Genomic DNA, 12,611 nt, shown 5'->3' with positions numbered 1-12,611 from the left:
TTGTTTGAAATTGTTACCAGAAGCGTTGCTGGGTCAAGCGGCTCCACCAACTCAGCAATACGCGATCGACCGAACCACTGGCCGCCATGCCGATGCGCTCTTGCAGGCTTTTGCGTTCGGCGTAATGCAAGTGGTACAGCTCGGACTTCTTCGCCCGTTCAGCGAGGTACTCGTCGCTGGTCTTGAGCTCGTCCACCAGCTGTTTGTCCAGCGCAGCGATGCCGAGCCAGATTTCACCGGTGGCGACCTCGTCGATGTCCAGTTGCGGGCGATAGCGCGAGACGAAGTTCTTGAACAGCTGGTGGGTGATGTCCAGGTCTTCCTGAAACTTCTCGCGACCTTTCTCGGTGTTTTCACCAAACACGGTCAAGGTGCGCTTGTATTCACCGGCGGTCAGGACTTCAAAGTCGATGTCGTGTTTTTTCAGCAAGCGATTGACGTTAGGCAACTGCGCCACGACGCCGATCGAGCCCAGAATCGCGAACGGGGCGCTGATGATCTTCTCGCCGATGCACGCCATCATGTAGCCGCCGCTGGCCGCGACCTTGTCTATGCAGATGGTCAACGGCACGCCCGCATCGCGGATACGCGCCAGTTGCGAAGACGCCAGGCCGTAGCTGTGGACCATGCCGCCGCCGCTTTCAAGACGCAGCACGACTTCGTCCTTTGGCGTCGCCAACGTCAACAGCGCGGTGATCTCGTGGCGCAGGCTTTCAGTGGCCGACGCCTTGATGTCGCCGTCGAAATCCAGCACGAACACCCGCGGTTTGGCCTCGGGTTTCTTCTTTTGCTTTTTATCGGTTTTAGCCTGGGTCTTGCGCAAGGCCTTGAGCTGGTCCTTGTCGAGCAAGGTTTGCTCCAGGCGTTCGCGCAGCCCTTTGTAGAAATCGTTCAGCTTGCTGACTTGCAACTGCCCGGCCGACTTGCGCCGACCTTTGCTGCGCAACGCCGCGAAACTGGCCAGGACCACCAGAATGGCGATCACCAGTGTCACAGTCTTGGCCAGGAAACTGGCGTACTCGGACAAAAACTCCACAGTCACTCCTTCAAAAACGATGCGCGGCCTGATAAACGCGCGGGATAACACCAGCATACCCATGCTCCGCCCCGGCGGCCAGCCGTGAAACCTCTGGCAACAAGCCTGTAACGGGCATTTCAAACAAGCGTATGTTTTTTCATTGACAGCTCCCTGCCATCCTCATAACCTCGCCAAACCTTCAACGTACCGGGATGACGCGGACGTGGGCAGCATCTATCTGATTCGACATGGCCAGGCCTCCTTTGGTGCAGACGACTATGACGTCCTGTCGCCGACCGGTGTTCGCCAGGCAGAAATCCTCGGCCAGCACCTCGCCGAGCTGGGTGTCAGCTTCGACCGTTGCCTGTCGGGCGACCTGCGCCGCCAGCAGCATACGGCCACCAGCGCATTGGAACAGTTCGCTGCCGTGGGCCTGCCGGTGCCGCCCCTGGAAACCGATTCCGCTTTCAACGAATTCGACGCCGACGCGGTGATCCGCGCGCTGCTGCCAGCCATGCTGGAGGATGAACCGGAAGCACTGGAGATTCTGCGCAACGCGGCGCAAAACCGTGCCGAGTTCCAGCGCATCTTCGCCCTGATCATCGAACGCTGGCTCGCCGGCACCTATGACACACCGGGGCTTGAAAGCTGGCTGGGCTTCGTCGAACGCGTGCAGGCCGGTCTTCACCGGATCCTCGAAAGCGCCGACAACACCCAGAAAATCGCCGTATTCACCTCCGGCGGCACCATCACTGCCCTGCTCCACCTCATTACGCAAATGCCGGCACGGCAGGCATTTGAACTGAACTGGCAAATCGTCAACACCTCGCTCAACCTGCTGAAGTTTCGCGGGCGCGAGGTGGCTCTGTCTTCTTTCAACAGTCATGCGCACTTGCAGCTGTTGAAGGCACCGGAACTCATCACGTTTCGCTGAGTCCGGACTATTGTGACCCTGGCTGTAATCACCCAGCTCTAATTACCCAAGAAAGGATCGAACCATGACCTCCGTAGCTGATGCCGTACAAGCAATGAAAGCCAAGTTCAACCCAGCCGCCGCTGCCGGTCTGGACCTGGTCTTCGGTTTCCGCATCGACGACACCAAGAACTTCTCGCTGATCGTCAAAGACAGCACCTGCGAGCTGCAAGAAGGCGAAAACCCTGACGCCCAGGTCACTCTGGTGATGGACGGCGAAACCCTGCAAGGCATCGTCGACGGTTCGACCGACGGCATGCAAGCGTTCATGGGCGGCAAACTGCGCGCTGAAGGCGACATGATGCTGGCGATGAAACTGTCCGAGCTGTTCCCAAGCTAAGACGACGGTTTCCGTCTTCGGAAACCTTCCTGGTTGCACACGAATCCCGCCCCTCGAGGCGGGATTCGTCGTTTTCCGCCCCCCGAAAACGGCTACCTGCGGATTTGCCGTCTATATTCCTTCTGGCCGCATGCGTCAGACATCGGTCTGCTTGCCTCCCAAATGAATTGCGCGGAGCACTGCCATGAGCCCACCTGACGACCACGACGGTTTCAACCGCCGACGTGTACTGCAAGGCCTTTCGGCAGGTGCCGTCGGTGCCTGGATCAGCCCGCTATTCGCAGGGAGTAAAACCATGCCCGACGCCCCGGCCGACCTCATTCTGTACAACGGACGCCTGCACACCGTTGATCGCAAGAAACCCCAGGCGAGCGCCGTCGCGATCAAGGACGGACGCTTCGTGGTGGTCGGCAGCGACGCCCAGGCCATGGCCCTGCAGGGCCCCGGCACGCAAATCGTCGACCTGCACGGCCGCACGGTGATTCCCGGTCTCAACGACTCGCACCTGCACCTGATCCGCGGCGGCCTGAATTACAACCTCGAACTGCGCTGGGAAGGCGTGCCTTCGCTGGTCGATGCGTTGCGTATGCTCAAGGACCAGGCCGATCGCACGCCCACGCCGCAATGGGTGCGCGTGGTCGGTGGCTGGAACGAATTCCAGTTCGCCGAAAAACGCTTGCCGACGATTGATGAGCTGAACAAGGCCGCGCCGGATACGCCGGTGTTCGTGCTGCACCTCTACGACCGTGCCCTGCTCAACCGCGCCGCGCTGAAAGTGGTCGGTTATACCCGTGACACGCCGAATCCACCGGGTGGAGAAATCCAGCGTGACGCCAACGGCGATCCCACCGGCATGCTGATCGCCCGCCCGAACGCGATGATTTTGTACTCGACCCTGGCCAAGGGACCGAAGTTGCCGCTGGAGTATCAGGTCAACTCGACCCGCCAGTTCATGCGCGAACTCAATCGCCTTGGCGTGACCAGCGCCATCGATGCCGGCGGCGGTTATCAGAATTACCCGGACGACTATCAGGTCATTCAGCAACTGGCCAAAGACCAACAACTCACGGTGCGCATCGCCTACAACCTGTTTACGCAAAAGCCGAAAGAAGAGCTGACCGACTTCAAAAACTGGACCAGCACTTCCCATTACGGCCAGGGCGACGACTTCCTGCGGCACAACGGTGCCGGGGAAATGCTGGTGTTCTCGGCGGCAGACTTCGAAGACTTTCTTGAGCCACGTCCGGACCTGCCGCAAACCATGGAACAGGAGCTCGAACCAGTGGTCCGGCATCTGGTGGAACAACGCTGGCCATTCCGCCTGCACGCCACCTACAACGAATCCATCAGCCGCATGCTCGACGTGTTCGAGAAGGTCAATCGCGACATTCCGTTCGACGGTTTGCCGTGGTTTTTCGATCATGCGGAAACCATCACCCCGCAGAACATCGAGCGGGTGAAAGCCTTGGGCGGCGGCATCGCGATTCAGGATCGCATGGCGTTTCAGGGCGAATACTTCGTCGACCGCTATGGAGCCAAAGCCGCCGAACACACGCCGCCAATCGCGCGCATGCTCGCCGAAGGCCTTCCGGTCGGCGCCGGCACCGACGCCACGCGGGTGTCCAGCTACAACCCCTGGACGTCGATGTACTGGCTGGTCAGCGGCCGCACCGTCGGTGGATTGGAGCTGTACCCGCAAGGCTTGAGCCGCGATACGGCGCTTGAACTGTTCACCCACGGCAGCGCCTGGTTTTCCTCCGAGCAAGGCAAGAAAGGCCAGATCAAGGTCGGGCAACTGGCGGATCTGATTTCGCTGTCGGCGGACTACTTCCACATCGACGATGAAGCGGTGAAATGGATCGAGTCGGTGCTGACCATTGTTGACGGCAAGATCGTCTATGGCGCCGTCGAGTTCGAAAAACTTGGGCCGCCGCCAATTCCTGTGGTGCCCGAATGGTCGCCCGTGGCCAAGGTGCCGGGCCATTGGAAGCCCATCGCGCCACTGACGGCGCAGGTGCATCAATGCGTCGGCGCGTGCGCGGTGCATGCGCACAGTCATGAGCGAGCGCGAATGTCGTCAGCGCCGGTGAGGGATTTTCAGGGATTTTGGGGGGCGTTTGGCTGCTCCTGTTTCGCTTTTTAACAGAGATTTTCGCCCATACCGATAACCCCTGTGGGAGCGGGCTTGCTCGCGAAGGCGGTGCATCAGTCTAAGCAGATATCGACTGACACTACGCCTTCGCGAGCAAGCCCGCTCCCACAGGAGTTTTGCGTAGGGCAGAAATCAAGGCTGCAACAACAACGCAATCAGCGCGCTCCATCCCGTTTGATGGCTGGCCCCCAATCCGCGTCCGGTTTCCCCATGAAAATATTCATGGAACAGCACAAGATCGCGGCTGGCGGGGTCCGCTTGCAACTGCGGATACGCCGCCATTGACGGCCGATTGCCCTCTTCATCGCGAAGCACAAGCCGGGTCAGTCGTTGGCTCAAGCTGTCGGCCACCTCTTCCAGTGACGCCAGAAACCCCGACCTCGTCGGGTATTCCACCGAAAAGTTCTGATCGTAGTAGCGATGAAACTCGCGCAGGGATTCGATCAGCATGTAGTTGATCGGCATCCACACCGGCCCGCGCCAGTTGGAGTTTCCGCCATACAGGCGCGATTCGGATTCTGCCGGCTCGTAATGGGCACAGAGCCGCTCGCCATTGATCTGCAGACCGAAAGGCTGTTCGGCAAAGGCTTTGGACAATGAGCGGATACCGAATTCGGAGAGGAATTCGTTTTCATCGAGCATGCGCTTGAGCAGGTCCTTGGTGCGCTCGCCACGCAACAGCGCCAGGAGCATCCGGTTGCCTTCGCCCGGTTCGGTCCAGCGTGAAACCAGGCTGGCGAGGTCCGGACGATGACGCATGAAACCGAACAAACGCTCACGCAAACCGGGTAAGCCTTCATGCTCGTGTTGCTCCAGCACTTGCACGGCAAACAGCGGCATCAGGCCGACGATAGAACGCAATCGCAGTGGTTCATTCACGCCATCGGGCCGATGCAGGACGTCGTAGAAGAACTGATCCTGTTCGTCCCACAGACCTTCGGCATCAGAGTCGACCCGATTGATGGCCCCGGCAATGTAGAGGAAGTGTTCGAAGAACTTCACCGCGATATCGACGTACACAGCGTTACGCCTGGCCAGCTCCAGTGCGATGCGCATCAGGTCCAGCGCATAGGCGGCGACCCACGCGGTGCCGTCGGCCTGGTCGAGCTGATAACCGGGCGGCAACAGCGCCGAGCGGTCGAACAGGGCAATGTTGTCCAGCCCCAGAAAACCGCCCTGAAACAGGTTGCGGCCTTCGGCGTCCTTGCGATTGACCCACCAGGAAAAATTCAGCAGCAGTTTGTGGAAGATCCGCTCGAGGAAATCCATGTCACCTGTGCCGGTCAGCGCCTTGTCCTGCCGATACACCCGCCAACTGGCCCAGGCATGCACCGGCGGGTTGGCATCGTCGAAACGCCATTCGTAGGCCGGCAGCTGGCCGTTGGGGTGCATGAAGCGGTCTTTGACCAGCAGCAATAATTGATGTTTTGCGAACCCCGGATCGATCAGCGCGAACGCCACGGCCTGAAAGCCCAGATCCCACGAGGCGTACCACGGGTATTCCCAGGTGTCTGGCATGGACACGATGTCGAAATTCGACAGGTGGCGCCAATGGGTATTACGAATATGCGAACGCCCGGGCGGCGGCGAAGGTTGCGCCGGATCGCCGTCGAGCCACTGGTTGACGTCGAAGTAATACAGCTGCTTCGACCAAAGCAAGCCGGCCAGGGCTTGACGCTGGACGTTGCGCGCATCCGCATCGCCGATACCGGATTGCAGCGCCGCATAAAAGTCATCGGCTTCGCGGCGACGCCGCTCGAACAGCGCCTTGGCGTTGACCCGAACCGCGCCGGCCGGAGCGAAACGCAGATAGACGCTTCGCCTTTGTCCGGCTTCAAAATCCAGGGCGAAGTGCGCCGCCACTCTAGTGCCCGCGTCATGTCGGATAGCATCGCTGTCACCGGCTACCAGGAAATCATTGATGCCGTCCTTGAAGGGACCACTCGCCGGCACGCCATCGAGCTTGGGAAAGTTGCTCTCGTTGTTGCAGAACAGCCATTGGCAGTCTTCCGCGCCCCAGGCGCTGACCTGCCGGTCGGCGAGTTGCGGGTGCCGGGCCAGCACCTCATCACCGTTCAGCGTCAGGCTCGGTGGTTGACCGTCCGCTGCCCAGCTCCAGGTGTTGCGAGCCCAGAGCTGCGGCAACACGTGAAGCCGTGCCGGCTGATCGGAACGGTTGTGCACGGTGACGCGCATGAAGAGGTCATCGGCGGTGTGTTTGGCGTACTCCACCGTGACGTCGAAATAACGGTTGTCCTCGAACACGCCGGTGTCGAGGATTTCGTACTCGGTGTCGGCCAGACCACGGCGAGCGTTTTCGGCCACCAGGTCGGCGTAGGGGAATTCGGCCTGCGGGTATTTGTAGAGCATGCGCATATAGGCATGGCTGGGTACGCCATCGACGTAGAAATACAACTCCTTGACGTCCTCGCCGTGATTGCCTTCGGCATTGTTCAAACCAAACAGACGCTCTTTGAGAATCGGGTCACGCTCGTTCCACAGGCCCAGTCCGAGGCACCAGTGCTGAGCCTTGTCGGAAAACCCGGCCAGTCCGTCCTCGCCCCATCGATAGGCACGGCTGCGGGCGTGATCATGGGGAAAATAACGCCAGGCATCGCCATCGGCGCTGTAGTCCTCACGCACCGTGCCCCATTGGCGTTCGCTCAAGTACGGGCCCCATTCACGCCATGCCTCTGAGTCGCTACCGGCAAGACGCTGGCCTTCAGTCGTATCGAGGATGTTTGCTGTGTGCTTTGCCGTCATGGGTGGCGCCGATGGGCTGAAGACGGTTGCAGTGTAGTGCTTCGCCGCGCCCCATAACTGAACAGCCCCTGTAGCATCTGCCGAAGGCTGCGTTCGGCTGCGAAGCAGTCGTCAATCCGGGTATCTCGGTCTATCTGAAATACCGCGGTGCCTGATATTGCGACTGCTTCGCAGCCGAACGCAGGCTTCGCCAGCTGCTACATAAGCCCGCCCCCCGCGGTATCCGTTTACAATGCGTGCACTTCCCGCACCGGCCGCCCCATGGACATCGATCTCGCTCGCACCTTTCTGGAAATTGTCCGCCACGGCAGCCTGGCTGCCGCCGCTGAGAAACTCCACGTCACCCAGACCGCAATCACGGCGCGCGTGCAAAAACTCGAGAGCCAACTGGGCAGTACGTTGTTCGTGCGCAACCGAGCCGGGGCGCGTCTGACGCCCAATGGCGAGGCGTTTGTGGTGTACGCCAATCAACTGGTCGAGACCTGGGAAGCGGCGCGTCGTGACTTGCCATTGCCCGAGGGTTACCGCGACGTGCTGCACATCGGCGGCGAGGTCAGTCTGTGCAACCCGCTGATGCTCAGTTGGGCCTGCGAACTGCGCGAGAAGATTCCCAGCCACGCCCTGCGCATGGAAATCCGCGACGGCGAGAACCTGTTGCGTCAACTGGAGCTGGGGGTGCTGGACGCGGCGCTGGTCTATCAGCCGGAATATTGGCCGCGCCTGCAAGTCGAGCAGATCCTCGAAGAAAAACTCATCCTGGTTCGCCTGGCCGGGCGGCCCGATCCTTACGTGTATATCGATTGGGGGCCGGACTTCCGCCGCCAGCACGATGCCGCCCTGCCGGAAAAAGCCAAGGCCGCCCTGAGCTTCAACCTCGGGCCACTGGCCCTGCAATACATCCTGGAAAACGGCGGCAGCGGCTACTTCCGCACCCGAGTGGTCCAAAGCTACCTGGAAAGCGGCGTGCTGGAGCCCGTGCCCAAAGCCCCGGAATTCAGTTACCCGACCTACCTGGTTTATTCGCGTGATCGCGACTCCGCGACCCTGCAACGGGCCTTCGATTTATTGCGTGAAGTGATCAAGACTGATGACGACTGGTCCCAGCGCTGGAACCCGCTGACCTGATACACCGGATCATGGCATTTGTGTCATCCAGGTTTGCCCGAGCCTGTGCGGGCAGATCAGCTAATCTGCTGGTGATAACAATAACCAGAGGTGACCGCAGTGAGGCAGACCACCCAGGCATTCCGCAGCCGCTATCGCGCTGACATTCATCCGCTCTACAACCCCTGGCTGCACGGCGCCTTTGTGCTGCTGTTCGGCGTGCTGGCCATCGGCGGGTTCTGGAGCACCGTGCATCAGGTCCAGCCGTTGGAATGGCTGGCGGTACCGTTGACGCTGTTGTTTTTCAACTTCGGCGTGTACATGGTGCACCGGCACCTGGGGCATCACAAAAAGAGCTTCGCGCGGATGTTCTACGCTCGCCATGCCGGCGACCATCACAGCTTTTTCGCCCCCGGCCACATGACCTACGACAGCGCCCGGGACTGGCGGGTGATTCTGTTCCCGGCCTGGTTGATCGTGTTGCACACCGTGGTCATCACCCTGCCCCTCTGGTGGCTGTTCAAGCAGGTCGATGCCAACGTCGCCGGACTGTTTGGCGGCTGCCTGGTCCTCGGGTACCTGATGTACGAGGTATTTCATGCCTGCGAGCACTTGCCCCCGGACAACCCGGTCACGCGTCTGCCGTGGATCCGTCAGATGCGCCGCCTGCATGAACTGCATCACCGCCGCGAGCTGATGCAGGAACGCAATTTCAATATCGTTTTTCCGCTGATGGACTACCTGTTCGGCACCCTGTACTGGGAACCGGAGCCTGCCCCCCTGCCGCTGACGAGAACGACCATGACCCGCATGCAGCACCAGATCGCTATTGCTGGAAATCCGATTGACGTACTCGCCTATGCCAGCACCGTCACCCGGTGGCCGGAGTGGCATCCGTCCTCCCTCAAGGTCCAGGGGCAAACTGGCCCGCTGCATGCCGGCCAGCGGTTCGAGGAAGACATCCGTGCCGGCGGGCGTACGGGACACTTGAGCTGGGAAGTCAACGAATACCTGCCAGGACGGCGCTGGAGTGCCTGGGCCCGCGGTGATCATGGGTTGTCGCTGGTCGTGACTTACGAATGCGAGGCGCAGGGCGAAGGCACGCGCTTTGTGCGGACGCTGGAGTATCAGTTTTCGGGCCTGGCGATGCGGATCACCAATCGCTTGCTGCTCAAGCGTCGTATCGAGCTTGAATCCGCCGCGTCGATGCTGGCGCTGCGCGAAATGGCGCAGAAAAACCTGACCCCCGTAGGAGCCAGCGTGTGAGAAGAGCCTTCAGGTTTCGCCATCTGCTATGGCTGCTGATCATTGTCCTGGGGGCTTTTCTGTTGTTGTTCCCGACCAAGGTTCGGCCAGTGGCCTGGACACCGTCGCCAGCGCCTTCCCTCACCAGCGGTGTATACGCCGACAATCAGCGGCTCAAAGGGGTGGAGCGTGTCGGCCCGGAGAACATCGAGGGGCCCGAGGCGCTGTTGCTGGAAGACAACGCACTGATCACCGGGCTGCACGATGGCCGTTTGATCCACACCAGTCTCGACGGCAAGGACACCAAGGTGCTGGCCGATACCGGCGGGCGGCCTCTGGGCCTGGCACGGCACCCGAGCGGGTTTCTGGTGATCGCTGACGGCGTCAAGGGTTTGCTGTCGCTGGATGCCCAGGGGCAGTTGATCCCGCTGACCACCGAGGCCGACGGCGTGCCTTTCGGCTTCACCGATGACGTGGTCATCGACAAGTCCGGGCACTACGCCTATTTCAGCGACGCTTCCAGCCGCTGGGGCTACGGCAAGGATGGCGAGGCGATCATCGAGCACGGTGGCGACGGCCGTTTGTTGCGTTATGACTTCCAGACGGGCAAGACCTTGGTATTGCTGGACAAGCTTGAGTTTGCCAACGGCGTGACGCTGGGGCCGGACGACAGCTTTGTGCTGGTCAACGAAACCGGCGCTTACCGCATTACCCGCTTTTGGTTGAGCGGACCGAACGCCGGGACCCACGACGTGTTTATCGACAATCTGCCGGGGTTGCCGGACAACCTCGCCTTCAATGGCCATGACCGCTTCTGGGTGGCGCTCTACGCACCACGCAATGCGCTGCTCGACGCCACGGCGCCGCACCCGTTCGTGCGCAAGATGATCGTGCGTGCCATGACAGTATTGCCCAAACCGGTGGAAAAACGCGCCTTTGCGCTGGGCCTGGACCTTGACGGCAAGGTGATTGCCAACCTGCAGGATGCGGGCAACGGCAATTACTCGCCGATCACCACGGTGCGCGAGTATGGGGACTGGTTATACCTGGGTTCGCTGAAGGCAATGAACATGGCGCGCCTACCCCTGACCACAGCCCTCCAGAAATAACGCAGATCAAAATGTGGGAGCGGCGGTGCGGCGATCCGACTTGCTCGCGAAGGCGTCGTTTCAGTCGATATCTGCTTTGACTGATACACCGCTTTCGCGAGCAAGCCCGCTCCCACAGGGGATGTGTATGTAGAGGGGGTTAGCGGGGATCCATCTGGTTATCGCGGACGGCGTTATCCGTCTCTTCACGCACGCGCTCAGGGTCCATCGCGGTGGAGTCATCCTCATCCAGCGGACGTACACCCTCATTGTTCGGCAATTCGTCGATGCCCGGCTCGTCTTCCGGGTTGACCGTCGTGCGGCCGGGGCTCAGGGGATCGGGATGAGTCGGGATCGGGTCGAACCCGCCCTGCTCTTCACTGGGAAATTTCGGGTCGGTCATAAGGCACCTCGCAGGGAGTCGAAAGAGTCGGACTCTGATCTTTCGAGGTGCCGGTTTTGATCACCGTTCCAATTATTCAGTCACCGGTTGTCGGTGGGTGGGCAAGGCGTGTCAGGACGGCAATTGGAGCCGATCAACGATCTTTTGCTTAACCTCCACGCGCTTTGCCTTGAGTTTCTTCAGTGCGTCATCGCTGGGCGCATCCGATTGTGCGGTTTCAGCCTTGACTACCTCGGCGTCCGCTTGCGAATACTTGTTGATCAGCGAATCCAGTAACGGATCCTTGGTGCGTTTTTGCTGGATATCTTCCTTTGAAAGTTTCAAGTCCTGATAAAGGTCGTGTGGCACCGGCATGGAACACCTCCGTTTGTTGATCGGCAGCAAACGCGATCGATTGCGTTCGCCAACTATCAGAATGGCCTCGGTTGACAGGTTCTGTCGACCGCCTATCAGACCAGCGGTGTCCGTTCGTCGTCCGGTCGCAAACCCGATAAAACCTTTGCGTGAGCGCCTGCCTCCATTGAATAACGATCACCTCGATCGCCTACTCAACCCTGTGTGGAGAATGACCAATGGACGGATTCACCCTGCGCCACCTCGCCTTGGCCGTAGCCTTGTGCACCAGCATGGGCACAGTTTTTGCCGCCACTTCCAATGACTTTGTCGACAACGCAGCCGCCGGCGGTATTGCGGAAATCGAAACCAGCCGTCTGGCGCTGGAAAAAAGCTCATCGGCCGACATCAAGGAATTCGCCACCATGATGATCACCGATCACTCCAAGGCCAACGATGAACTGGCGGCCCTGGCGAAAAAGAATGACATCGAGGTGCCGGACGAGACGACGCTGGTCAAACAAGCCAAGGAAAAAATCCTCGACATGCGCGACGAGTCCTTCGACGCGGCCTATGCCAATAATCAGGTGAAGGCCCACGAAGACACCATCAAGCTGTTCGAAAAACAGGCCAACACCGTGACCGACGATAAGGTCAAAGGCGCCACCGAGCTGAAAGGCTTCGCGCAAAAAATGTTGCCGGCACTGGAAAAACACCTGGAGATGGCGAAAAAACTCCAGGCGGCTCACCCAAGCAAATAACGCGAAAAAAGAAGGCCGCATCAATGGATGCGGCTTTTTTGCATGCTGCCGGAACTAGCCGCCATCGGTGTCGATGTCGGCATCCGTGTCTTCGCCGGGTTTTGGCCGGTCCGGAGTCGGTTTGAAACCGGGGCTGAATTCGTTGTCGTTGTCAGTGTGGTGATTCTTCTGATCCACCGCTGCATCGGCGCTCTGCGAGTCGGTGGACTGGCTCTGCCGCTGACCCTCTGGCGCGGCTTCACCCGGAGTCTGCGGGTCTATGGCCGGGTCATTGCGGTCGACCGGCGTCCCCGATTGATCCTGTCGTTGTGTCGATTCGTCTTTCATACGTACCTCGCTTGTGACGGCCAGCCGCGATTGAAACAGCCGGGGCCTTGAACGTTCGAAGCCATCCAGGGACAGGGGTTCAATCCAATGGACCGGCACCCGCC

12 protein-coding genes are annotated in these 12,611 nt (G+C 60.1%); 7 read left to right on the top strand and 5 right to left on the bottom strand.

What is annotated here, in order from left to right; genetic code table 11:
* Positions 1-13 precede the first annotated feature (13 nt).
* Complete coding sequence (gene sohB, locus ACA072_RS13085; protein ID WP_497624668.1) at positions 14-1,036, bottom strand: protease SohB; 1,023 nt, start codon at positions 1,034-1,036, stop codon at positions 14-16.
* A gap of 205 nt (positions 1,037-1,241) precedes the next feature.
* Here sohB and ACA072_RS13080 point away from each other — a divergent pair, with 205 nt between their 5' ends.
* The 3 genes from ACA072_RS13080 (at position 1,242) to ACA072_RS13070 (ending at position 4,474) form a co-directional block, all read left to right on the top strand.
* A complete protein-coding gene (locus ACA072_RS13080; protein WP_497624667.1) occupies positions 1,242-1,952 on the top strand; it encodes a histidine phosphatase family protein in 711 nt (236 codons plus the stop codon).
* A 64-nt stretch (positions 1,953-2,016) separates the two neighbouring features.
* Positions 2,017-2,331, top strand: a complete 315-nt coding sequence (locus ACA072_RS13075; RefSeq protein ID WP_007946492.1) for an SCP2 sterol-binding domain-containing protein — start codon at positions 2,017-2,019, stop codon at positions 2,329-2,331.
* Between the two features lie 295 nt (positions 2,332-2,626).
* A complete protein-coding gene (locus ACA072_RS13070) occupies positions 2,627-4,474 on the top strand; it encodes an amidohydrolase (protein WP_497624982.1) in 1,848 nt (615 codons plus the stop codon).
* A 141-nt stretch (positions 4,475-4,615) separates the two neighbouring features.
* Here the strand turns inward: ACA072_RS13070 and ACA072_RS13065 are convergent, their stop codons facing one another.
* Positions 4,616-7,246: an MGH1-like glycoside hydrolase domain-containing protein gene (locus ACA072_RS13065; RefSeq protein WP_497624666.1), complete on the bottom strand. Its 2,631-nt coding sequence runs from the start codon at positions 7,244-7,246 to the stop codon at positions 4,616-4,618.
* A 261-nt stretch (positions 7,247-7,507) separates the two neighbouring features.
* Between ACA072_RS13065 and ACA072_RS13060 the strand changes: the two genes are divergently transcribed.
* From ACA072_RS13060 to ACA072_RS13050, 3 genes are all read left to right on the top strand, one after another.
* Positions 7,508-8,371, top strand: coding sequence for a LysR family transcriptional regulator (locus ACA072_RS13060; RefSeq protein ID WP_497624665.1), 864 nt, complete (start codon positions 7,508-7,510; stop codon positions 8,369-8,371).
* Positions 8,372-8,470: 99 nt separating this feature from the next.
* Positions 8,471-9,616: a sterol desaturase/SRPBCC family protein gene (locus ACA072_RS13055; RefSeq protein ID WP_497624664.1), complete on the top strand. Its 1,146-nt coding sequence runs from the start codon at positions 8,471-8,473 to the stop codon at positions 9,614-9,616.
* Positions 9,613-10,704, top strand: coding sequence for an SMP-30/gluconolactonase/LRE family protein (locus ACA072_RS13050; protein ID WP_497624663.1), 1,092 nt, complete (start codon positions 9,613-9,615; stop codon positions 10,702-10,704). The genes ACA072_RS13055 and ACA072_RS13050 overlap by 4 nt, the downstream gene beginning before the upstream one ends.
* 139 nt (positions 10,705-10,843) lie before the next feature.
* Here the strand turns inward: ACA072_RS13050 and ACA072_RS13045 are convergent, their stop codons facing one another.
* Both ACA072_RS13045 and ACA072_RS13040 read right to left on the bottom strand, forming a co-directional pair.
* Entirely contained in the window at positions 10,844-11,086 is a 243-nt protein-coding gene (locus ACA072_RS13045; RefSeq protein ID WP_497624662.1) for a hypothetical protein, read from the bottom strand.
* A 111-nt stretch (positions 11,087-11,197) separates the two neighbouring features.
* Positions 11,198-11,440 (bottom strand): hypothetical protein, encoded by a 243-nt coding sequence (locus ACA072_RS13040; RefSeq protein ID WP_497624661.1) that lies wholly within the window; start codon positions 11,438-11,440, stop codon positions 11,198-11,200.
* Positions 11,441-11,658: 218 nt separating this feature from the next.
* Between ACA072_RS13040 and ACA072_RS13035 the strand changes: the two genes are divergently transcribed.
* A complete protein-coding gene (locus ACA072_RS13035) occupies positions 11,659-12,180 on the top strand; it encodes a DUF4142 domain-containing protein (protein WP_497624660.1) in 522 nt (173 codons plus the stop codon).
* A gap of 54 nt (positions 12,181-12,234) precedes the next feature.
* On the opposite strand, the gene ACA072_RS13030 is transcribed toward ACA072_RS13035, so the two are convergent.
* On the bottom strand, positions 12,235-12,507 hold the full coding sequence (locus ACA072_RS13030) for a hypothetical protein (RefSeq protein ID WP_497624659.1): 273 nt from the start codon (positions 12,505-12,507) through the stop codon (positions 12,235-12,237).
* Between the last annotated feature and the right edge of the window lie 104 nt (positions 12,508-12,611).

Source organism: Pseudomonas sp. LBUM1656, assembly GCF_059716065.1.
This window is presented reverse-complemented; position numbering and strand designations above follow the sequence as displayed.